Genomic DNA, 18,978 nt, shown 5'->3' with positions numbered 1-18,978 from the left:
CCGTTACTCCCGCTCTTTGCGCAGCTTTGCCCAGTATTCCAGCCGCTTCCTGATATCGCGTTCGAAACCACGTTCGGGCGGATCGTAGAAGGTGCGGCGGCCCATCTTTTCCGGGAAATAATCCTGGCCGGAAAAGGCATCCGGCTCGTCATGGTCGTAGCGATAGCCGGCGCCGTAATCCTCTTCCTTCATCAGCTTTGTCGGCGCGTTGAGGATATGTTTGGGCGGCAGCAGCGAGCCGAACTCCTTGGCCGCTTGTGTCGCCGCCTTGAAGGCGGTGTAGACGGCGTTCGACTTGGGCGCGGTGGCGAGATAGACGGCGGCCTCGGCGAAGGCGAGCTCGCCCTCGGGAGAGCCGAGATAGTCATAAGCGTCCTTGGCGGCATTGGCGATGACCAGCGCCTGCGGATCGGCCAGGCCGATATCCTCCACCGCCATGCGCACCAGCCGGCGACCGAGATAGAGCGGATCCTCACCCGCATCGAACATGCGGGCAAGGTAATAGAGCGCGGCGTCCGGGTCCGAGCCGCGCACCGATTTGTGCAGCGCCGAGATCAGATTGTAGTGGCCGTCCTGGCCTTTGTCGTAGATCGGCGCGCGGCGCTGGATGACGCGCTGCAGGCCCTCCGGGGTGAACACCTCGCCGGGCTTGGCGGCGCGCCAGACTTCCTCGGCCAACGTCAGCGAGGCGCGGCCGTCGCCGTCGCTCATGCGGATCAGCATGGCCCGTGCCTCGTCGTCGAGCGGCAGCGCCCTGCCCTCTGTCTCCTCGGCCCGCGCCAGGAGCTTGGCGATGCTCTCCTCGCCAAGGGAACGGAACACCAGCACCCGCGCGCGGGACAAAAGCGCGGCGTTCAGCTCGAAGGACGGGTTCTCGGTGGTCGCGCCGACCAGCACCACCGTGCCGTCTTCCATGACGGGCAAAAAGCCATCCTGCTGGGCGCGATTGAAGCGATGGATCTCGTCGACGAAAAGCAGCGTCTGGCGGCCATTGGCGCGGCGCAGCTTCGCCGCCTCGAACACTTTCTTCAGGTCGGCGACGCCGGAAAACACCGCCGATATCTGCTCGAAGGCAAGATGGGTTTCGCCGGCGAGCAGCCGCGCCACCGTGGTCTTGCCGGTGCCGGGCGGGCCCCAGAAGATCATCGAGCCGAGCGTGCCGGAATTGATCAGCCGCGTCAGCGCCCCGTCTGGGCCGGTCAGATGCTCCTGGCCTACGACCTCGCCAAGGTTCTTCGGACGCAGCCGGTCGGCCAGCGGCCGGCCGGGCGGCGCTTTCTCCGGTTCATCGGAACTGAACAGATCGGCCATGCTTGTCTTTTTGTTGGAGCGCGATCTTCAGAAATGGGAAGATCGCCTCAATAACGCAACACCTGGCGCAGTGTCTGCCCGCCACGTTCGACGGTAAAGCGCCACCAGCGCGTATCCTGCTGAGCAATCTGTGCCAACGTTGCCGCGGTGTCGATGCTCGTCCCGTTCACCTCGCGCACGATATCGCCGGGCTGAAAGCCGAAATCCGCGGCCGGCGAATCGCGGTTGATGTCGATCACGGTGACGCCCTTCAGATCGGTGCGCAGGCCGAGCCGCTGGGCCAGCCGCGGCGACAACTCCGCCACCTTGGCGCCGGCGAAGGGGCTGCGGCCATGCAAAATTACCTCCGCTGCCTTTGCGCCTTCCGGCGCCCGCTCCAGCGCAATTTCCAGCGTCGCCTGCTTGCCCTTGCTCAGCACTGCGAAGGTGGCCTTGGTGCCGATCGACAGCGTCGCCATGCGGTAGTCCAGCGCCTCGATGCCTTCGACGGGCGTGTTGTTGAGCGACAGCACGACGTCGCCGGGCTTGAGCCCGGCCTTGCCGGCGGGTCCCGCCGCATCGACCGACGAGACCAGCGCGCCGGTCGGTTTTTCCATGCCGAGCGATTCGGCGATCTGCGGCGTTACCAGCTCGAATTCGGCGCCGATATAGGGCCGCTCGAAGAAATCGAGGCCAGCTTTGGCGGCGTCGGCGAAGGCGCGAACCATGTTCGCGGGAATAGCGAAGCCGATGCCGATCGAGCCGCCGCTGCGGCTGTAGATCGCCGTGTTGATGCCGACCAACTGGCCGCCCATGTTGATCAGCGCGCCGCCGGAATTGCCCGGGTTGATGGCGGCGTCGGTCTGGATGAAGTAGCCCGAATCCGAGACGCCGATGTGGCTGCGGGCAAGTGCCGACACAATGCCGCTGGTGGTGGTCTGGCCGACGCCGAACGGATTGCCGATGGCGAGCACCAGGTCGCCGACCTCGAGCGCATCGGAATCACCGATGGCGATAACCGGGAACGGCTTGTCGGCCGCGATCTTGAGCACGGCGAGGTCGAGCGTCTCGTCCTTCAGCATGACCTTGCTGGTGAACTCGCGCCCATCGGCGGTCGCGACCTTCACCTCGTCGGCGTCCTTGATGACATGGTAGTTGGTGACGATGACGCCGCTCGGATCGACCAGCACGCCGGAGCCCAGCGAGGACTGCGCGCGCGGCTGGGCGCGGCCGAAGAATTCCTCGAAGAAGGGATCGCCCTCGAAGGGAGAGGTCACCTTCGCGGTCTGCGAGGCATAGACATTGACCACGGCCGGCGCCGTCTGCTTGACCAGGGGCGCGAAGGAAAGCTGCACCTCCTCGCGACCGAAGGGCACGCGCTTGTCCGGGCCGGAGGTGGCGTTCTCGCCTTCGACGCCATGCAACAGATCGGTCAGCACGTCGGAGAGGCCGGGATCGGCCGGCTTGGCGGCGTCCTCGGCCAATGCCTGTCTGACGCCAGGTGCCGCAGCGAAAGCGGCAAGCGCGCAAACTGCAATGAGAAACAGCCGTTTGAGGTGCATTCCGAATCCTCCAAATCAGGCGCCATTGTCCCGACGATTGTGCAGAATGAAAGGCTAATGCACAGAAATCAGGCGCTTGTCGCGCAAAAGCACGAGCTTGCGTGTGAAAATCCGCTCGCGCCAAAGCTCGGCCCCCAAAATGCAAAAGGGGCCCGCAGGCCCCTCGCAATCTCTTCCTAGGTCGAGGCCTTACGCGGCCGCGGCTTCCTCGTTGCCACCTTCGGCCTCGAGGCGGGCACGGTCGGCGGCGCCCTTGGCCGAGGTGTCGCGGTCGACGAATTCGATGACCGCCATCGCGGCGTTGTCACCCTTGCGGAAGCCCGCCTTCATGATGCGCAGGTAGCCGCCGTTGCGGGTGGCGTAGCGCGGGGCGATGGTCTCGAACAGGCGCTTGACGACGCCTTCATTGCCGATCTGCGCAATCACCTGGCGGCGGGCGTGCAGGTCGCCCCGCTTGCCGAGCGTCACCAGCTTCTCGACGATCGGACGCAGGTCCTTCGCCTTAGGCAGGGTGGTGACGATCTGCTCGTGCTCGATCAGAGACACGGCGAGGTTGGCGAACATCGACTTGCGGTGGCTTACGCTGCGGGCGAAGCGACGGCCTTTGAAACCGTGGCGCATGGCTCTTCTCCTTCTTCAGTTGTTCAAGAGGCCACGGCCTCTGATGGTTTTCCGCATGACCGTCGGATCGGGCGGCTCGCGCCGCCGATCCTTGGAATTCATGCTCAATATTGGTCTTCGTAACGTTTTGCGAGGTCTTCGATGTTTTCCGGCGGCCAATCCGGCACTTCCATGCCGAGGTGCAGGCCCATCGCCGCCAGCACTTCCTTGATCTCGTTCAGCGACTTGCGGCCGAAGTTCGGGGTGCGCAGCATCTCGGCTTCGGTCTTCTGGATCAGGTCGCCGATATAGACGATGTTGTCGTTCTTCAGGCAGTTGGCCGAACGCACCGAAAGCTCGAGCTCGTCAACCTTCTTGAGCAGCGCCGGGTTGAAGGCGAGCTCGGTGACGGCCTCGGTGGCGACTTCCTTCTGCGGCTCGTCGAAGTTGACGAACAGGCTGAGCTGGTCCTGCAGGATGCGGGCGGCGAAAGCCACGGCGTCCTCGCCCGAGATCGAACCGTCGGTCTCGATGGTCATGGTCAGCTTGTCATAGTCGAGCACCTGGCCCTCGCGGGTGTTCTCGACCTTGTAGGAGACCTTCTTGACCGGCGAGTAGAGGCTGTCGACCGGGATAAGGCCGATCGGCGCATCCTCGGCGCGGTTGCGCTCGGCCGGCACGTAGCCCTTGCCGGTGTCGACGGTGAACTCCATGCGGATCTCCGCACCCTCGTCCAGCGTGCAGATCACGTGGTCGGGGTTGAGAATCTCGACGTCGCCGACGGTCTGAATGTCGCCGGCGAGCACGGCGCCCGGGCCCTGCTTGCGCACGACCATGCGCTTGGGACCATCGCCTTCCATGCGGATGGCGATTTCCTTGATGTTGAGCACGATGTCGGTCACGTCCTCGCGCACGCCGGCGATCGACGAGAATTCATGCAGCACGCCGTCGATCTGCACGGCGGTGACGGCCGCGCCGCGCAGCGAAGACAGAAGCACGCGCCGCAGCGCGTTGCCGAGGGTGAGGCCGAAGCCGCGCTCGAGCGGCTCGGCCACCAGCGTCGTCAGCGTCTTCTTCTTCGACGAGAACTCGATCTTGTTCGGCTTGATCAGTTCCTGCCAGTTTTTCTGGATCATGGTGTCTTCCTTCCTTTGACCCGCCACCATCCAATCGTGGCGGGCAGCCTGGAATTGCCGCGGAGGAGCGCCCAAGCGCTCACGCGGCGTTCTGAAATATTAGACGCGGCGCTTCTTGCGCGGGCGGCAGCCATTGTGCGGGATCGGCGTCACATCACGGATCGAGGTGATGGTGAAGCCGGCGGCCTGCAGGGCGCGCAGCGCCGATTCGCGGCCGGAGCCGGGTCCACAGACCTCGACCTCGAGCATGCGCATGCCGTGTTCCTGGGCCTTCTTGGCGACGTCCTCGGCGGCCATCTGGGCGGCGAACGGGGTCGACTTGCGCGAACCCTTGAAGCCCTGGGCGCCGGCCGACGACCAGGCAATCGAATTGCCCTGCGCGTCGGTGATGGTGATCATCGTGTTGTTGAAGGTCGAATTGACGTGGGCAACGCCCGACGAGATGTTCTTGCGTTCGCGACGGCGAACACGAGCGGCTTCCTTGGCCATGGTAGTCCTTTCAGTTGATCTCTACACCGCCGTAATGCCAGCGGCTCCACCTTTGAGAGCGAGTAGTGAGTAGGGAATAGCGAATAGGGTCCCCTACTCGCTAACGGCTACTCGCTATTCGCTCAATTACTTCTTCTTGCCGGCGATCGCCTTGGCCGGGCCCTTGCGGGTGCGCGCATTGGTGTGCGTGCGCTGACCGCGGACCGGCAGCGAGCGGCGGTGACGCAGGCCGCGGTAACAGCCGAGGTCCATGAGCCGCTTGATGTTCATCGAGACTTCGCGGCGCAGGTCGCCTTCGACCTGGTAGTCGCGGTCGATCGTCTCGCGGATCTGCAGCACTTCCGCGTCGGTCAGCTGATTGACGCGGCGGTCCGCCGGGATGCCGACCTTGTCGACGATTTCCTGGGCAAACTTCTTGCCGATGCCGTGAATGTACTGAAGCGCGATGACGACGCGCTTGTTGGTCGGAATGTTGACGCCGGCTATACGAGCCATTTCTTCTCATCTCCATATGGGCCGGACAAGCCGGCGCGATCTAAGTTGCCCCGCGTCCGGTGGAGGCCGGCCCTTGCGGGAGTTTCCTGGTTCAAAACGATTGCCCTGCCCTTGCGGGCAGGCAAAGTCCATGCCTGACAGGAAGACGGGCCGCCATACCCCAACGGTCCCCTCTCGTCAAGCGCAATCTTTACTTGTCGGAACGGCCTACTTCGCCGTCGCCGCAAGCACGCGCTCGATCTCCGCGGTCACGGCGTCGATGCTGGCCATGCCGTCGACGGTCTTCAGCCTGCCTTTGGCATAATAGTAACCGGTCAGCGGCGCCGTCTTCTTGTAATATTCGCGCAGGCGCTCCTCGAACACAGCCGGGTTATCGTCCTTGCGCACCGGCTGGCCCGCAGCCTTGGCATCCTCGGCTCGCTTGACGACGCGCCCGACCAGCGCCTTGTCGTCGACGACGAGCTCGATGACGCTGTCCAGCGCGATGTTGCGTTCCGAAAGCATGGCTTCCACGGCGTCGGCCTGCACCAGCGTGCGCGGATATCCGTCGAGGATGAAGCCTCTGGCGCAATCGGGCTGGTCGATCCGTTCGGCGACGATCGCGTTGACTATCGCGTCCGACACCAGCTCGCCGGCATCCATTACCGCCTTGGCCCGCTTGCCGACCTCAGTTCCGGCCTGGACGGCGGCACGCAGCATGTCACCCGTCGAAAGCTGGGGTATGCCGTGTTTCTCTACCAGTCTCTGTGCTTGTGTCCCCTTGCCCGCTCCTGGCGGCCCAAGCAATATCAGCCTCATCTGCTCCTCTTACCCCCGCGCAACTTCGACTTCTTGATCAGGCCCTCATACTGGTGCGCGATCAGGTGACCCTGAATCTGCGCCACCGTGTCGAGCGTGACACTGACCACGATCAGAAGCGATGTGCCACCGAGGTAGAAAGGTACGCCAGTCGCTGAAATCAGGAACTCAGGCAGCAGACACACCAGCACCAGATAGATGGCGCCGATGACGGTGATACGCGTCAGAACATAGTCGATATATTCGGCGGTGCGCTCACCCGGCCGATAGCCGGGGATGAAGCCGGAATGCTTCTTGAGCTGGTCGGCCGTGTCCTTCGGGTTGAAGACGATCGCCGTGTAGAAGAAGGCAAAGAAGATGATCATCGCGGCGTAGAACGCCATGTAGAGCGGCTGGCCGTGACCGAGAGAGGCCAGAACCGTGCTAGCCCAGGCCGGCAGGTTCGTCGTCTGCGAGAAGCCGGCGACCGTTGCCGGCAGAAGCAGCAGCGAGGACGCGAAGATCGGCGGGATGACGCCCGAGGTGTTGAGCTTCAGCGGCAGGTGCGAGGTATCGCCCTGGAACATGCGGTTCCCGACCTGCCGCTTTGGATACTGGATGAGCAGGCGACGCTGGGCGCGCTCGAAGAAGACGATCACGCCGATGACGACGACGGCGAGCACGATGATCGCCAGGATGAGGCTCGTGGACAGCGCGCCGGTGCGGCCGAGTTCCAGCGTGCCGGAAATGGCGCGCGGGAGGCCGGCGACGATGCCAGAGAAGATGACCAGCGAAATGCCGTTGCCGATGCCGCGCGCGGTGATCTGCTCGCCGAGCCACATCAGGAACATGGTGCCGCCGACGAGCGTGACGACGGTCGAGATGCGGAAGAACATGCCCGGATCATTGACGATGCCGTTGCCGCCCTCGAGGCCGATCGAAATGCCGTAGGCCTGCACCAGGGCAAGAAGTACGGTGCCGTAGCGCGTGTACTGGTTGATGATCTTGCGGCCCTGCTCGCCTTCCTTCTTCAGCGATTCCAGCGACGGGATGACCGAAGTCATCAGCTGCATGATGATGGAAGCGGAGATGTAGGGCATGATGCCGAGCGCGAAGATCGCCATGCGCTGCACGGCGCCGCCGGCAAACATGTTGAACATGCCGAGCACGCCCTTGCTCTGCGAGGAGAAGGCTTGCGCGAAAGCGTCGGGATTGATGCCGGGAAGCGGGATGTAGGTGCCGAGGCGGTAAACGAGCAGCGCCCCGATAGTGAACCAGATGCGCTTCTTCAGATCCTCGGCCTTGGCGAATGCCGCAAAATTCAGATTGGAGGCTAGTTGTTCAGCAGCCGAAGCCATGCCTGATTCTCCGCTAGGTCACGCTCGATGCCCGCAGCTCAGGCGGCGCGTGTCACCGAAGCCCACGAGATAAGCCCCGGACCGTCAACATGCAAGCGGCCGCGTTGACGCGGCCGCCTAATTGATCAGATCAGAGCGCGGGTGAGCGGCGAAAACGAAGTCATTCCGGCCGGCCGCGCTTCAAATCGCCGTTACTCGGCGGCGGCCGCTTCCGGCAGCTTCACCGAACCGCCGGCCTTCTCGATCTTCTCGATCGCCGCCTTGGAGGCGCCGGCGACGTCGAAGCTGAGCTTGGCCTTGAGCTCGCCGTCGGAGAGCACGCGCACGCCGTCCTTGGCGCGGCGAATGACGCCGGCGGCAATCAAGGCTTCGGCCGTGACGGTCTCCTTGGCGTCGAGCTTCTTGGCATCGACGGCAGCCTGGATACGGGCGAGCGACACGACGGTGAAGCTCTTGCCGAACAGGTTGTTGAAGCCGCGCTTCGGCAGGCGACGGTAGAGCGGCATCTGGCCACCCTCGAAGCCGTTGATGGCAACGCCGGAGCGCGCCTTCTGGCCCTTGACGCCGCGACCGGCGGTCTTGCCCGAGCCGGAGCCGATGCCGCGACCGAGGCGCTTCTTGGAGTGCGTGGCGCCGTCCTTGTCACGCAGATCGTTGAGTTTCATGTTTCTTCTCCTGCGCTTCCGTTCAGGCCTCGTCCACGACGCGGACGAGGTGCTGGACGGCAGCGATCATGCCGCGCACGGAAGGGGTGTCTTCCAGCGTGCGCCGCTTGTGCATCTTGTTGAGGCCGAGGCCGACCAGCGTCGCGCGCTGCTCCTTCGGCCGGCGGATCGGCGAACCGATCTGCTCGACGGTGATGGTCTTGGTAGCTTTCTTGGCCATGGTCGAAATCCCTGGTCAGCGTCGACTATTCTTCGGCCGCAACGGCGGTGCCGCGGCGGGCCTGAAGGGTCGAGTACTTGATGCCGCGCGCGGCAGCCACATCCTTCGGATGCATCTGGCTCTTCAGCGCGTCGAAGGTGGCGCGAACCATGTTGTAGGGGTTCGACGAACCCATCGACTTGGCGACCACGTCATGCATGCCGAGCGTCTCGAAGACGGCGCGCATCGGGCCACCCGCGATGATGCCGGTACCCTGCTTGGCGGCGCGCAGAAGAACGCGTCCGGCGCCCCAGCGGCCCTCGACGTCGTGATGCAGCGTGCGGCCAGAGCGCAGCGGCACGAAGATCATGTCGCGCTTGGCCGACTCGGTCGCCTTGCGGATCGCCTCCGGCACTTCGCGAGCCTTGCCGTGGCCGAAGCCGACGCGGCCTTTCTGGTCGCCGACGACGACGAGAGCGGCAAAGCCGAAACGACGGCCGCCCTTCACCACCTTGGCGACGCGGTTGATGTGGACGAGCTTGTCCACCATGCCGTCGTCGCGCTCTTCGCGATCACGCTCGCGGCCGCGGCCGCCTTCCCTACGTTCCTGTGCCATATCCTAGTCCTTGTTCTTTTCCGGAAGCACGGGTTGCTGTTTGCCGGCGCCTCTTATGGGTCGCCAGCGGCGAAAAATCAGAAGCTCAGGCCACCCTCGCGGGCAGCCTCGGCCAGCGCCTTGACGCGGCCGTGATAGATATACGGGCCACGGTCGAAGACGACTTCCTTGACGCCGGCCTTCGAAGCGCGCTCGGCAATCAGCTTGCCGACGGCGGCGGCGGCAGCGGTGTCGGCGCCGGTCTTGAGCGAACCCTTGAGGTCCTTCTCCAGCGTCGAGGCGGCGGCCAGCGTATGGCCCTTCGCATCGTCGATGACCTGGACGTAGATATGCTTCGAGGTGCGGTGCACCGAGAGGCGCGGGCGTTCGCCGGCGACCTTCTTCAACTGGCGGCGCACGCGCTGCGCGCGGCGTTGAGTGGTCTCTTTCGGGCTTGCCATAATGTCAGTTCCTTGCCTTCAGAAAACGGGGGCAACCCTGTGCGGTAGGCCAATGCCTCCCGCGGTCGCGCCCCGCGGCGTTACACTTGTCTGGCTTGGTCCCTTCCGAAAAGTCTGCAACTTTTTGCTGCGCTGACCTTCGGTTCAGGGCCAAGCCTGTTACTTCTTCTTGCCTTCCTTGCGGACGATCCGCTCGTCGGCGTAGCGCACGCCCTTGCCCTTGTAGGGCTCCGGACCGCGATATTCGCGAATCTCGGCGGCGACCTGGCCGACCTGCTGCTTGTCAATGCCGGAGACCGTGATTTCGGTCGGCTTCGGCACCGAGATCGTGATGCCCTGCGGCGTCTCATAAACCACGTCGTGGCTGAAGCCGAGCGCCAGCTGCAGGTTCTTGCCCTGCATGGCGGCACGATAGCCGACGCCAGTGATCTCGAGCTTCTTTTCGAAGCCGTCCTTCACGCCCTGCAGGATGTTGACGATCTGCGTGCGCGACATGCCCCACTTGGAGCGGGCGGTCTTCGACTGGTCGCGCGGCTCGACAGCGATCTCGCTGCCTTCCATCTTGACCAGCACTTCGTCGTTCACCACGAACTTCAGCTCGCCCTTGGGGCCCTTCGCCGTCACGGTCTGGCCGTTGACGGTCGCGGTCACGCCTTGCGGCAGCGAAACGGGTTTTTTTCCGATACGAGACATTGTTGTCTCCTTCTTTCCTTAACTGCTGTGAATGGTGAATGGTAAAATGGTGAATAGCGCGGACGACGTTCCGGGCAGTTTCACCATTCACTATTCACCATTGACCATTCACCCCTAGAATATCTGGCAGAGGATCTCGCCGCCGACATTCTGCTCGCGTGCTTCATGATCGGCCATGACGCCCTTCGGCGTCGAAAGGATGGCGATGCCGAGGCCGTTGGCGACGTGCGGGATCGACTTGGCCGAGACATAGACGCGGCGGCCTGGCTTCGAGACGCGCTCGATCTCGCGCACGACCGGCGCGCCGTCGAAATACTTCAGCTCGATCTCGATTTCCGACTTGCCGTTATCGAAGTCGGTCTGGCTGTAGTCGCGGATATAGCCTTCCGACTTCAGCACTTCGAGGACGCGGGCGCGCAGACGCGAGGCCGGGGTCGAGACGCTCGACTTCTTGCGGCCGTAAGCGTTGCGGATGCGGGTCAGCATATCGCCGAGAGGATCGCTCAATGACATCTCAGTGTCTCCTTACCAGCTCGACTTGACCAGGCCCGGGATCTGGCCGTTGTTGCCCAGATCGCGAAGCGCGATACGCGAAAGCTTGAGCTTGCGATAGTAGGCGCGCGGACGGCCGGTGACTTCGCAGCGGTTGCGGATACGGATCTTGGCCGAGTTGCGCGGCAGCGCCGAAAGCTTCAACTGGGCGCGGAAACGCTCTTCCATCGGCTTGGACTGATCCATGACGATTTCCTTGAGCGCCTTGCGCTTGGCGGCGTACTGGCCGGCGAGCTTGCGGCGCCGGTTGTTCTTCTCGACTGAGCTGGTCTTTGCCATTTCAGATTTTTCCTTTTTCGCTGCCGTTACTGGCGGAAGGGGAAGTTGAAGGCCTTGAGCAGCGCCCTGGCCTCGTCGTCCGTCTTCGCCGTCGTACAAACGATGACGTCCATGCCCCAGACCTGATCAACCTTGTCGTAGTTGATCTCCGGGAACACGATGTGTTCCTTGATGCCCATGGCGTAGTTGCCACGGCCGTCAAAGCTCTTCGGGTTCAGTCCGCGGAAGTCGCGGACGCGCGGCAGCGCGATGTTCACGAGACGGTCGAGGAACTCGTACATACGTTCCTTGCGCAGCGTGACCTTGGCGCCGATCGGCATGTTCTCGCGCACCTTGAAACCGGCAATCGAATTGCGGGCGCGGGTGACGACGGCCTTCTGGCCGGCGATCAGCGCGAGGTCTTCGGCCGCGACCGAAGGCTTCTTCGAATCGCCGGTCGCCTCGCCGACGCCCATGTTCAGCACGATCTTGTCCAGGCGCGGAACCTGCATGTCGTTGTCATAGCCGAACTGCTCCTGCAGCGCCTTGCGGATGGTCTCGTTGTAGACCTTCTTGAGGCGCGGCTCGTTCTTGGCAGCCGCCTGCTTGGTTTCAGCCTTAGCCATTGATGACTTCTCCCGAACGCTTGGCGACGCGCACCTTCTTGCCGTCCTTCTGGATGGTGAAGCCGACGCGGGTCGGCTTGCCGTCCTTGGGGTCGGCCAGCGCGATGTTCGACAGGTGGATCGGCGCTTCCTTGGTGATGATCCCGCCCTCTTGGGACTGGGTCTGCTTCTGGTGACGGCGGATGAGGTTCACACCGCGAACGACCGCGGTATCTTCCTTCGGCTGCACCGACAGGACTTCGCCCGAACGGCCCTTGTCCTTGCCGGCAAGCACGACGACCTTGTCGCCTTTTCTGATCTTTTGCATTGGTCCGGCTCCTTACAGCACTTCAGGCGCGAGCGAGATGATCTTCATGTGGTTCTTGGCGCGAAGCTCGCGCGGAACCGGCCCGAAGATACGCGTGCCGATCGGCTCTTTCTTGTTGTCGACGAGAACGGCCGCGTTCTTGTCGAAACGGATCACGCTGCCGTCCGGGCGGCGGATGTCCTTGGCCGTGCGAACCACGACCGCCTTCATCACATCGCCCTTCTTCACGCGGCCGCGCGGGATGGCTTCCTTGATCGACACCACGATGATGTCACCGACGGAGGCATACTTCCGCTTCGAGCCGCCCAGCACCTTGATGCACATGACACGACGGGCGCCGGAGTTGTCCGCGACGTCGAGGTTTGTTTGCATCTGAATCATGACTGGCCGCCTTCTTCTTTTCTAACGGGACGGGTTCGACACCCTTCCCCGGTCTGTCCAAAATTCGTTTCGTTCGCCCGGATCAAGCCTGATCCGAAGTGACGACGATCCAGCGCTTGTCCTTGGAGATCGGCTTCGATTCCTGGATGAACACCTGGTCGCCGACCTTGTGGGCGTTGTTCTCGTCATGCGCCTTGTACTTCTTGGTCAGGCGCACGGTCTTCTTCATCACGGGATGCGTGAAGCGCCGCTCGACCTTGACGACAACCGTCTTCTCGTTCTTGTCGCTGACGACAGTGCCCTGCAGGATGCGCTTTGGCATGGTTCTCGTCCTTAAGCCTTCTTGGCCGCGGCTTTTTCCGCGGCGATGGTCTTGATGCGCGCGATGTCCCTGCGGACCTGCTTCACGCGCGCGGTCTTCTCGAGCTGGCCGGTGGCCTTCTGGAAGCGCAGGTTGAACTGCTCCTTCTTGAGGGCGGCCAGATCGTCGGTCAGCTGATCCTGGGTTTTGGTCCGGATATCTTCGGCTTTCATGATCGCCCGTCCTTATTCTGCGATGCGCTGTACGAAGCGCGTCTTGACCGAGAGCTTGGCGGCGCCGAGACGCAGCGCCTCACGCGCGGTCTCCTCGCTGACGCCGTCGATCTCGAACATGATGCGGCCAGGCTTGACGCGCGCCGCCCAATAGTCGACGGCGCCCTTGCCCTTACCCATGCGCACTTCGGTCGGCTTCGAGGTGACCGGCAGATCCGGGAAAACCCGGATCCAGACGCGGCCGGCGCGCTTCATCTCGCGGGTGATCGCGCGGCGGGCCGCCTCGATCTCGCGCGCGGTGACGCGGTTCGGCTCAAGCGCCTTCAGTCCGAAACCGCCGAAATCCAGGTTGGTGCCGCCCTTGGCGGTACCGTGGATACGGCCCTTGAACTGCTTGCGGAACTTTGTGCGCTTTGGCTGCAGCATCGTTCTAACTCCAAATTCTCAAATGTCTCAGGCGTTCTCGCGACGGCGACCGCGCTCGCGCTCGCCAGCGGCACCTGCATGATCGCCTTCCGTGGCGCGACGCTCAGAGGCCATCGGGTCGTGCTCGAGGATCTCGCCCTTGAACACCCAAACCTTGACGCCGCAGATGCCGTAAGCCGTGTTCGCCTCGGCAACGCCGTAGTCGACGTCGGCGCGCAGCGTATGCAGCGGCACGCGGCCTTCGCGGTACCACTCCATGCGCGCGATTTCGGCGCCGCCGAGACGGCCGGAGCAGTTGATGCGGATGCCTTCGGCGCCGAGACGCATGGCCGACTGAACGGCGCGCTTCATGGCGCGGCGGAACGCGATGCGGCGCTCGAGCTGCTGGGCGATCGACTGGGCGATCAGCGTGGCGTCGATTTCCGGCTTGCGCACTTCAACGATGTTGAGGTGCGTCTCGGACTTCGTCATCTCCATCAGCTTCTTGCGGAGCTTCTCGATGTCGGCGCCCTTCTTGCCGATGATCAGGCCCGGGCGCGCGGCGTGGATGGTGACGCGGCACTTCTTGTGCGGACGCTCGATCACCACCTTGGAGATCGCGGCCTGCTTGAGTTCCTTCTCAAGATACTTGCGGATCTTGATGTCCTCATGCAGCAGCTGGCCGTACTCGCCGGTGTTCGCGAACCAGCGCGAATCCCAGGTGCGGTTGATGCCGAGACGCAGCCCGATCGGATTGACTTTCTGGCCCATTATGCGGCCTCCCCTTTTTCCTCGACTTCACGAACGACGATCGTGAGGTGCGAGAACGGCTTTTCGATACGGCTGGCGCGACCACGGCCACGAGCGTGGAACCGCTTCATGACGATCGACTTGCCGACATAGGCTTCCGATACGATCAGCGAGTCGACATCGAGGTCGTGGTTGTTTTCCGCGTTGGCGATCGCCGATTCCAGCGTCTTCTTGACCGTGCCGGAAATCCGCTTGGCCGAGAATTCGAGGTCGGAAAGCGCTGTCGCGACCTTCTTGCCGCGGATCAGCGCGGCAACCAGGTTCAGCTTCTGCGGGCTGATACGGATCGTGCGCAACACGGCGCGCGCTTCGTTGTCAGCAAGCCTACGCGGAGCTTTGGCCTTGCCCATGATTTACTTCCTCTTCGCCTTCTTATCCGCACCGTGACCGTAATAGGTCCGGGTCGGAGCGAATTCACCGAACTTGTGACCGACCATGTCCTCGTTCACCGAGACCGGGACATGCTTCTGGCCGTTGTAGACACCGAAGGTGAAGCCGACGAACTGCGGCAGGATGGTGGAGCGACGGCTCCACATCTTGATCACCTCATTGCGACCGCCTTCACGAACCTTGTCCACCTTCTTGAGAAGGTAGCCGTCGATGAAGGGGCCTTTCCAAATCGAACGAGTCACTTGGCGTTACCTCTTCTTAGCTCTTGCGCTGATGGCGCGAGCGCACGATGAACTTGTCGGTCGCCTTGTTGGACCGCGTCTTCTTGCCCTTGGTCGGCTTGCCCCAGGGCGAAACCGGATGACGGCCACCCGAGGTGCGGCCTTCACCACCGCCGTGCGGATGATCGACCGGGTTCATGGCCACGCCGCGATTGTGCGGGCGCTTGCCGCGCCACACCGTGCGGCCGGCCTTGCCGTCGTTGATGTTGCCGTGGTCGGGGTTCGACACGGCGCCGACGGTGGCCATGCAGGAGCCGTGCACGACGCGCTGCTCGCCCGAGTTCAGACGCAGGATCGCCATGCCCTGGTCGCGGCCGACGAGCTGGGCGTAGCCGCCCGCCGAACGGGCGACCTGGCCGCCCTTGCCCGGCTTCAGCTCGATGTTGTGGACGATCGTGCCGACCGGCATGGAGGCCAGCGGCATCGCGTTGCCCGGCTTCACGTCGACGGCTTCGCCAGCCACGATCTTGTCGCCGGCAGCCAGACGCTGCGGCGCCAGGATGTAGGACAGCTCGCCATCGTCATACTTGATCAGCGCGATGAAGGCGGTGCGGTTCGGATCGTATTCGATACGCTCCACCGTGCCGACGACGTCGTACTTCTTACGCTTGAAGTCGATGATGCGGTACGAACGCTTGTGACCGCCACCGATGAAGCGGGCCGTGATGCGGCCGCAGTTGTTGCGGCCGCCCGACTTGGTCAGGCCTTCGGTCAGGCCCTTGACGGGCTTGCCCTTGTAGAGGCCCGAGCGGTCGACGATGACCAGCTGGCGGGTGCTCGGCGTTACCGGGTTGAATTTCTTGAGTGCCATTGTCCTGTCCTCGCGGCCTTGCTCAGAGACCCGTCGCGACGTCGATCGACTGGCCGTCGGCCAGCGTCACAACCGCCTTCTTGACGTCGCCCTGGCGGCCAACCGTGCCGCGGAAGCGCTTGATCTTGCCCTTGCGGACGAGCGTGTTCACGGCCATCACCTTGACGCCGAAGAGCGCTTCGACGGCGGCCTTGATTTCCGGCTTCGACGCCTTCTTGGCGACGTTGAAGACGACCTGGTTCTGCTCGGAAGCCATGGTCGACTTTTCAGTGATCGCCGGCGAGACGATCACGTCGTAGTGACGAAGGTCGGTCATTTGAAGCGCTCCTCGAGAGCCTCGACGGCGGCCTTGGAAAGGACCAGCGTGCCGCGGCGCAGAATGTCGTAGACGTTGATGCCCTGGATCGGCAGCACGTCGATGTTGGGAATGTTGGTGGCCGCCAGCTTGAAGTTCTGGTCGAGCTCGGCGCCGCCGATCACCAGGGCATTGGTGAGCCCGAGCGTCTCAAGGCTAGCTGCCAGCGCCTTGGTCTTGGCTTCGGCCAGCTTCAGCTCGTCGACGATGATCAGCGAAGCGCTCTTGGCCTTGGCCGAGAGAGCATGCTTCAAGCCCAGCGCGCGCACCTTCTTCGGCAGCTCGTGCTCGTGGCTGCGCACGACCGGACCGTGCGCCTTGCCGCCGCCGCGGAACTGCGGAGCGCGAGCCGAATGGTGACGGGCGCGGCCCGTACCCTTCTGCTTGTACATCTTGGCGCCGGTACGCGCGATCTCGGCGCGGCCCTTGGCCTTGTGCGTGCCCTGCTGCTTCTTGGCGAGCTGCCAGCGCACGACGCGCTGCAGGATGTCCTCGCGCGGGTCAAGGCCGAAAATCTCCTCGGAGAGTTTCACCTTGCCGGCGTCCTTGCCGCCGAGCGTTGTAATCTTGAGGTCCATTATTCCGCTCCCTCGGTGGCCGGGGCTTCGTTCTTGGCGGCAGCAGCGCGGATCGCGGCAGGCTTCGGCGCATTGGCCGGCAGCGCAACCTTGGCCGCGTCACGGACCAGGATCCAGGCGCCCTTGACGCCCGGAACGGCGCCACGGATCAGGATCAGGCCGCGGTCGGCATCGGTCGAGACGACCTCGACATTCTGCGTGGTGACGCGGACGTCGCCCATGTGGCCGGCCATCTTCTTGCCCTTGAACACCTTGCCGGGGTCCTGGCGCTGACCGGTCGAGCCGTGCGTGCGGTGTGAGACCGAGTTACCGTGCGTGGCGCGGCCACCACCCATGTTGTGCCGCTTGATCACGCCCTGGAAACCCTTGCCCGTCGAGGTGCCCGTCACGTCGACCTTCTGGCCGGCGACGAAGTGCTCGACGGTGAGCTCGGCGCCGACGTCGATCATGTTCTCGGCGGAGACACGGAACTCGGCGAGCTTCGCCTTCGGCTCGACGGAGGCGGCAGCGAAATGGCCGCGCATCGCCTTCGACGTGTTCTTCACCTTGGCAAGGCCAACGCCGAGCTGGACGGCGGTGTAGCCGTTCTTCTCCTGCGTGCGCTGCGCCACGACCTGGCAGTTCTCCATCTGGAGAACGGTGACGGGAACGTGTTCCCCGGCATCGTTGTAGATGCGGGTCATTCCCACCTTCTTTGCAATCACACCTGAACGCATCGGTTCAATTCCTTTAGAGTTCCCTGTCGGGGCTAGCGCCCCTCCACGCCTCTTGTTCCTTCAGAGTTCCGGGTCGCCCCGCCCTCTTGTTCCTTAGAGCTTGATCTCGACGTCGACACCGGCGGCCAGATCGAGCTTCATCAGAGCATCGACCGTCTGCGGGGTCGGATCGACGATGTCGAGCAGCCGCTTGTGGGTGCGCATCTCGAACTGCTCGCGGCTCTTCTTGTCGACGTGAGGCGACCGGTTGACCGTGAACTTTTCGATCCGCGTCGGCAGCGGAATGGGGCCGCGGACGTTGGCGCCGGTGCGCTTGGCGGTCGACACGATTTCGCGCGTCGAGGCGTCGAGCACCCGGTGATCAAACGCCTTAAGGCGGATGCGGATATTCTGTCCGTTCATGCGTCAATTCCTTGTTCTGGCGCGGCGCGGGCAGCCCCCGCGCCCGCGACAGATCCGTTTCAGTCCAATTACTCTTTGATGGTGACGACGATGCCGGCACCGACGGTGCGGCCGCCTTCACGGATGGCGAAGCGCAGCTTCTCTTCCATGGCGATCGGCACGATCAGCTCGACGTCGACGGTGATGTTGTCGCCAGGCATCACCATCTCGGTGCCGGCCGGCAGCGTCACGATGCCCGTCACGTCGGTCGTGCGGAAGTAGAACTGCGGACGGTAGTTGGTGAAGAACGGCGTGTGACGGCCACCCTCGTCCTTGGTCAGGATGTAGGCTTCGGCCGTGAACTTCTTGTGCGGCTTCACCGAACCGGGCTTGGCCAGAACCTGGCCGCGCTCAACGCCCTCGCGGTCGATGCCGCGCAGCAGCGCGCCGATGTTGTCGCCGGCCTGACCCTGGTCGAGCAGCTTGCGGAACATCTCGACGCCCGTGCAGGTGGTCTTGGCCGTCGGACGGATGCCGACGATCTCCAGCTCCTCGCCGACCTTGACCACGCCGCGCTCGACGCGGCCGGTCACGACCGTGCCGCGGCCCGAGATCGAGAACACGTCCTCGATCGGCATCAGGAACGGCTTGTCCAGCGGACGCACCGGCGTCGGGATGTAGGCGTCGACCTGAGCCATCAGCTCGCGGATGGCGTCCTCGCCGATGGTCTTGTTGGAGTCCTCGAGGGCTGCCAGCGCCGAGCCCTTGACGATCGGAATGTCGTCGCCGGGGAACTCGTTCTTGGTCAGAAGCTCGCGAACCTCGAGCTCGACCAGCTCGAGCAGCTCAGCGTCGTCGACCTGGTCGACCTTGTTCAAAAACACCACGATCGAGGGCACGCCGACCTGGCGGGCAAGCAGGATGTGCTCGCGCGTCTGCGGCATCGGGCCGTCGGCGGCCGAAACCACCAGGATCGCGCCGTCCATCTGGGCGGCGCCGGTGATCATGTTCTTCACATAGTCGGCGTGGCCGGGGCAGTCGACGTGGGCATAGTGACGGTTGGCCGTCTCGTACTCGACATGCGCCGTCGAAATGGTGATGCCGCGCGCCTTCTCTTCCGGCGCCGCGTCGATCTGGTCATAGCGCTTGTATTCGCCAAAATACTTCGTGATCGCCGCCGTCAGCGACGTCTTGCCATGATCGACGTGACCGATCGTGCCAATGTTCACATGCGGCTTGGTGCGCTCGAATTTACCTTTTGCCATGTGATGTC

30 protein-coding genes are annotated in these 18,978 nt (G+C 63.6%); all 30 read right to left on the bottom strand.

The window, feature by feature from the left end:
* Positions 1-3 precede the first annotated feature (3 nt).
* The 30 genes from QAZ22_RS20915 to tuf all read right to left on the bottom strand — a co-directional run bounded on the left by QAZ22_RS20915 (position 4) and on the right by tuf (position 18,970).
* Complete coding sequence (locus QAZ22_RS20915; protein WP_278202607.1) at positions 4-1,311, bottom strand: replication-associated recombination protein A; 1,308 nt, start codon at positions 1,309-1,311, stop codon at positions 4-6.
* A 47-nt stretch (positions 1,312-1,358) separates the two neighbouring features.
* Complete coding sequence (locus tag QAZ22_RS20910) at positions 1,359-2,852, bottom strand: DegQ family serine endoprotease (protein WP_278202606.1); 1,494 nt, start codon at positions 2,850-2,852, stop codon at positions 1,359-1,361.
* A gap of 189 nt (positions 2,853-3,041) precedes the next feature.
* Positions 3,042-3,473, bottom strand: coding sequence for a 50S ribosomal protein L17 (gene rplQ / locus QAZ22_RS20905; protein WP_278202605.1), 432 nt, complete (start codon positions 3,471-3,473; stop codon positions 3,042-3,044).
* Between the two features lie 104 nt (positions 3,474-3,577).
* Positions 3,578-4,588, bottom strand: coding sequence for a DNA-directed RNA polymerase subunit alpha (locus QAZ22_RS20900; RefSeq protein WP_059188661.1), 1,011 nt, complete (start codon positions 4,586-4,588; stop codon positions 3,578-3,580).
* Between the two features lie 99 nt (positions 4,589-4,687).
* Positions 4,688-5,077 (bottom strand): 30S ribosomal protein S11, encoded by a 390-nt coding sequence (rpsK, locus tag QAZ22_RS20895; protein ID WP_006205444.1) that lies wholly within the window; start codon positions 5,075-5,077, stop codon positions 4,688-4,690.
* Positions 5,078-5,203: 126 nt separating this feature from the next.
* Positions 5,204-5,572 (bottom strand): 30S ribosomal protein S13, encoded by a 369-nt coding sequence (gene rpsM, locus QAZ22_RS20890; RefSeq protein ID WP_027170351.1) that lies wholly within the window; start codon positions 5,570-5,572, stop codon positions 5,204-5,206.
* Positions 5,573-5,779: 207 nt separating this feature from the next.
* Positions 5,780-6,370 (bottom strand): adenylate kinase, encoded by a 591-nt coding sequence (locus tag QAZ22_RS20885; RefSeq protein ID WP_278202604.1) that lies wholly within the window; start codon positions 6,368-6,370, stop codon positions 5,780-5,782.
* A complete protein-coding gene (gene secY / locus QAZ22_RS20880) occupies positions 6,367-7,707 on the bottom strand; it encodes a preprotein translocase subunit SecY (RefSeq protein ID WP_278202603.1) in 1,341 nt (446 codons plus the stop codon). The genes QAZ22_RS20885 and secY overlap by 4 nt, the downstream gene beginning before the upstream one ends.
* Positions 7,708-7,898: 191 nt before the next feature.
* A complete protein-coding gene (gene rplO / locus QAZ22_RS20875; RefSeq protein ID WP_278202602.1) occupies positions 7,899-8,372 on the bottom strand; it encodes a 50S ribosomal protein L15 in 474 nt (157 codons plus the stop codon).
* A 22-nt stretch (positions 8,373-8,394) separates the two neighbouring features.
* Positions 8,395-8,592, bottom strand: a complete 198-nt coding sequence (rpmD, locus tag QAZ22_RS20870) for a 50S ribosomal protein L30 (protein WP_027170355.1) — start codon at positions 8,590-8,592, stop codon at positions 8,395-8,397.
* 25 nt (positions 8,593-8,617) lie between these two features.
* Complete coding sequence (rpsE, locus tag QAZ22_RS20865; protein ID WP_140730117.1) at positions 8,618-9,187, bottom strand: 30S ribosomal protein S5; 570 nt, start codon at positions 9,185-9,187, stop codon at positions 8,618-8,620.
* Between the two features lie 77 nt (positions 9,188-9,264).
* Positions 9,265-9,627 (bottom strand): 50S ribosomal protein L18, encoded by a 363-nt coding sequence (gene rplR, locus QAZ22_RS20860; protein ID WP_278077413.1) that lies wholly within the window; start codon positions 9,625-9,627, stop codon positions 9,265-9,267.
* 159 nt (positions 9,628-9,786) lie between these two features.
* Positions 9,787-10,320 (bottom strand): 50S ribosomal protein L6, encoded by a 534-nt coding sequence (gene rplF, locus QAZ22_RS20855; RefSeq protein ID WP_126084111.1) that lies wholly within the window; start codon positions 10,318-10,320, stop codon positions 9,787-9,789.
* A gap of 114 nt (positions 10,321-10,434) precedes the next feature.
* The gene (rpsH, locus tag QAZ22_RS20850; RefSeq protein ID WP_126084112.1) at positions 10,435-10,833 is read right to left on the bottom strand and encodes a 30S ribosomal protein S8; all 399 of its coding nucleotides are present in this window, start codon (positions 10,831-10,833) and stop codon (positions 10,435-10,437) included.
* Positions 10,834-10,845: 12 nt separating this feature from the next.
* On the bottom strand, positions 10,846-11,151 hold the full coding sequence (gene rpsN / locus QAZ22_RS20845) for a 30S ribosomal protein S14 (protein WP_095777623.1): 306 nt from the start codon (positions 11,149-11,151) through the stop codon (positions 10,846-10,848).
* A 26-nt stretch (positions 11,152-11,177) separates the two neighbouring features.
* Positions 11,178-11,756 (bottom strand): 50S ribosomal protein L5, encoded by a 579-nt coding sequence (gene rplE / locus QAZ22_RS20840; protein ID WP_095815056.1) that lies wholly within the window; start codon positions 11,754-11,756, stop codon positions 11,178-11,180.
* Positions 11,749-12,063, bottom strand: coding sequence for a 50S ribosomal protein L24 (gene rplX / locus QAZ22_RS20835; RefSeq protein WP_040983021.1), 315 nt, complete (start codon positions 12,061-12,063; stop codon positions 11,749-11,751). The genes rplE and rplX overlap by 8 nt, the downstream gene beginning before the upstream one ends.
* Before the next feature lie 12 nt (positions 12,064-12,075).
* Complete coding sequence (gene rplN, locus QAZ22_RS20830; protein WP_006205457.1) at positions 12,076-12,444, bottom strand: 50S ribosomal protein L14; 369 nt, start codon at positions 12,442-12,444, stop codon at positions 12,076-12,078.
* A gap of 82 nt (positions 12,445-12,526) precedes the next feature.
* Complete coding sequence (gene rpsQ / locus QAZ22_RS20825; RefSeq protein ID WP_059188492.1) at positions 12,527-12,766, bottom strand: 30S ribosomal protein S17; 240 nt, start codon at positions 12,764-12,766, stop codon at positions 12,527-12,529.
* A gap of 11 nt (positions 12,767-12,777) precedes the next feature.
* The gene (gene rpmC / locus QAZ22_RS20820; protein WP_278077418.1) at positions 12,778-12,978 is read right to left on the bottom strand and encodes a 50S ribosomal protein L29; all 201 of its coding nucleotides are present in this window, start codon (positions 12,976-12,978) and stop codon (positions 12,778-12,780) included.
* 12 nt (positions 12,979-12,990) lie between these two features.
* Positions 12,991-13,404 (bottom strand): 50S ribosomal protein L16, encoded by a 414-nt coding sequence (gene rplP, locus QAZ22_RS20815; protein WP_027170364.1) that lies wholly within the window; start codon positions 13,402-13,404, stop codon positions 12,991-12,993.
* A 27-nt stretch (positions 13,405-13,431) separates the two neighbouring features.
* Positions 13,432-14,154 carry a 30S ribosomal protein S3 gene (gene rpsC, locus QAZ22_RS20810; RefSeq protein WP_126084115.1) on the bottom strand — a complete coding sequence of 241 codons (723 nt, stop codon included), beginning with the start codon at positions 14,152-14,154 and terminating at the stop codon, positions 13,432-13,434.
* Positions 14,154-14,543 (bottom strand): 50S ribosomal protein L22, encoded by a 390-nt coding sequence (gene rplV, locus QAZ22_RS20805; protein ID WP_059188489.1) that lies wholly within the window; start codon positions 14,541-14,543, stop codon positions 14,154-14,156. Before rplV ends, rpsC begins: the two co-directional genes overlap by 1 nt.
* Positions 14,544-14,546: 3 nt before the next feature.
* Positions 14,547-14,825: a 30S ribosomal protein S19 gene (gene rpsS / locus QAZ22_RS20800; RefSeq protein ID WP_006205463.1), complete on the bottom strand. Its 279-nt coding sequence runs from the start codon at positions 14,823-14,825 to the stop codon at positions 14,547-14,549.
* A gap of 16 nt (positions 14,826-14,841) precedes the next feature.
* The gene (gene rplB / locus QAZ22_RS20795; protein WP_278202601.1) at positions 14,842-15,675 is read right to left on the bottom strand and encodes a 50S ribosomal protein L2; all 834 of its coding nucleotides are present in this window, start codon (positions 15,673-15,675) and stop codon (positions 14,842-14,844) included.
* Positions 15,676-15,697: 22 nt separating this feature from the next.
* Positions 15,698-15,991, bottom strand: coding sequence for a 50S ribosomal protein L23 (locus QAZ22_RS20790; protein WP_059188488.1), 294 nt, complete (start codon positions 15,989-15,991; stop codon positions 15,698-15,700).
* The gene (gene rplD, locus QAZ22_RS20785; RefSeq protein WP_126094109.1) at positions 15,988-16,608 is read right to left on the bottom strand and encodes a 50S ribosomal protein L4; all 621 of its coding nucleotides are present in this window, start codon (positions 16,606-16,608) and stop codon (positions 15,988-15,990) included. Before rplD ends, QAZ22_RS20790 begins: the two co-directional genes overlap by 4 nt.
* Positions 16,608-17,324 (bottom strand): 50S ribosomal protein L3, encoded by a 717-nt coding sequence (rplC, locus tag QAZ22_RS20780; protein WP_278077422.1) that lies wholly within the window; start codon positions 17,322-17,324, stop codon positions 16,608-16,610. The genes rplD and rplC overlap by 1 nt, the downstream gene beginning before the upstream one ends.
* Before the next feature lie 93 nt (positions 17,325-17,417).
* Complete coding sequence (gene rpsJ / locus QAZ22_RS20775; RefSeq protein ID WP_006205468.1) at positions 17,418-17,726, bottom strand: 30S ribosomal protein S10; 309 nt, start codon at positions 17,724-17,726, stop codon at positions 17,418-17,420.
* A gap of 68 nt (positions 17,727-17,794) precedes the next feature.
* On the bottom strand, positions 17,795-18,970 hold the full coding sequence (gene tuf, locus QAZ22_RS20770) for an elongation factor Tu (RefSeq protein WP_278077423.1): 1,176 nt from the start codon (positions 18,968-18,970) through the stop codon (positions 17,795-17,797).
* Positions 18,971-18,978: the final 8 nt, after the last annotated feature.

The organism is Mesorhizobium sp. WSM4906 (assembly GCF_029674625.1).
Lineage (GTDB): Bacteria > Pseudomonadota > Alphaproteobacteria > Rhizobiales > Rhizobiaceae > Mesorhizobium.
Note: the sequence above shows the minus strand (reverse complement) of the source record. Positions and strands in the feature narration are given on the sequence as shown.

Coding starts and splice junctions, on each gene's coding strand:
- QAZ22_RS20915 (WP_278202607.1), bottom strand. CDS start 1,311: ATGGCCGATCTGTTCAGTTCCGATGAACCGGAGAAAGCGCCGCCCGGC.
- QAZ22_RS20910 (WP_278202606.1), bottom strand. CDS start 2,852: ATGCACCTCAAACGGCTGTTTCTCATTGCAGTTTGCGCGCTTGCCGCT.
- rplQ (WP_278202605.1), bottom strand. CDS start 3,473: ATGCGCCACGGTTTCAAAGGCCGTCGCTTCGCCCGCAGCGTAAGCCAC.
- QAZ22_RS20900 (WP_059188661.1), bottom strand. CDS start 4,588: ATGATCCAGAAAAACTGGCAGGAACTGATCAAGCCGAACAAGATCGAG.
- rpsK (WP_006205444.1), bottom strand. CDS start 5,077: ATGGCCAAGGAAGCCGCTCGTGTTCGCCGTCGCGAACGCAAGAACATC.
- rpsM (WP_027170351.1), bottom strand. CDS start 5,572: ATGGCTCGTATAGCCGGCGTCAACATTCCGACCAACAAGCGCGTCGTC.
- QAZ22_RS20885 (WP_278202604.1), bottom strand. CDS start 6,370: ATGAGGCTGATATTGCTTGGGCCGCCAGGAGCGGGCAAGGGGACACAA.
- secY (WP_278202603.1), bottom strand. CDS start 7,707: ATGGCTTCGGCTGCTGAACAACTAGCCTCCAATCTGAATTTTGCGGCA.
- rplO (WP_278202602.1), bottom strand. CDS start 8,372: ATGAAACTCAACGATCTGCGTGACAAGGACGGCGCCACGCACTCCAAG.
- rpmD (WP_027170355.1), bottom strand. CDS start 8,592: ATGGCCAAGAAAGCTACCAAGACCATCACCGTCGAGCAGATCGGTTCG.
- rpsE (WP_140730117.1), bottom strand. CDS start 9,187: ATGGCACAGGAACGTAGGGAAGGCGGCCGCGGCCGCGAGCGTGATCGC.
- rplR (WP_278077413.1), bottom strand. CDS start 9,627: ATGGCAAGCCCGAAAGAGACCACTCAACGCCGCGCGCAGCGCGTGCGC.
- rplF (WP_126084111.1), bottom strand. CDS start 10,320: ATGTCTCGTATCGGAAAAAAACCCGTTTCGCTGCCGCAAGGCGTGACC.
- rpsH (WP_126084112.1), bottom strand. CDS start 10,833: ATGTCATTGAGCGATCCTCTCGGCGATATGCTGACCCGCATCCGCAAC.
- rpsN (WP_095777623.1), bottom strand. CDS start 11,151: ATGGCAAAGACCAGCTCAGTCGAGAAGAACAACCGGCGCCGCAAGCTC.
- rplE (WP_095815056.1), bottom strand. CDS start 11,756: ATGGCTAAGGCTGAAACCAAGCAGGCGGCTGCCAAGAACGAGCCGCGC.
- rplX (WP_040983021.1), bottom strand. CDS start 12,063: ATGCAAAAGATCAGAAAAGGCGACAAGGTCGTCGTGCTTGCCGGCAAG.
- rplN (WP_006205457.1), bottom strand. CDS start 12,444: ATGATTCAGATGCAAACAAACCTCGACGTCGCGGACAACTCCGGCGCC.
- rpsQ (WP_059188492.1), bottom strand. CDS start 12,766: ATGCCAAAGCGCATCCTGCAGGGCACTGTCGTCAGCGACAAGAACGAG.
- rpmC (WP_278077418.1), bottom strand. CDS start 12,978: ATGAAAGCCGAAGATATCCGGACCAAAACCCAGGATCAGCTGACCGAC.
- rplP (WP_027170364.1), bottom strand. CDS start 13,404: ATGCTGCAGCCAAAGCGCACAAAGTTCCGCAAGCAGTTCAAGGGCCGT.
- rpsC (WP_126084115.1), bottom strand. CDS start 14,154: ATGGGCCAGAAAGTCAATCCGATCGGGCTGCGTCTCGGCATCAACCGC.
- rplV (WP_059188489.1), bottom strand. CDS start 14,543: ATGGGCAAGGCCAAAGCTCCGCGTAGGCTTGCTGACAACGAAGCGCGC.
- rplB (WP_278202601.1), bottom strand. CDS start 15,675: ATGGCACTCAAGAAATTCAACCCGGTAACGCCGAGCACCCGCCAGCTG.
- QAZ22_RS20790 (WP_059188488.1), bottom strand. CDS start 15,991: ATGACCGACCTTCGTCACTACGACGTGATCGTCTCGCCGGCGATCACT.
- rplD (WP_126094109.1), bottom strand. CDS start 16,608: ATGGACCTCAAGATTACAACGCTCGGCGGCAAGGACGCCGGCAAGGTG.
- rplC (WP_278077422.1), bottom strand. CDS start 17,324: ATGCGTTCAGGTGTGATTGCAAAGAAGGTGGGAATGACCCGCATCTAC.
- rpsJ (WP_006205468.1), bottom strand. CDS start 17,726: ATGAACGGACAGAATATCCGCATCCGCCTTAAGGCGTTTGATCACCGG.
- tuf (WP_278077423.1), bottom strand. CDS start 18,970: ATGGCAAAAGGTAAATTCGAGCGCACCAAGCCGCATGTGAACATTGGC.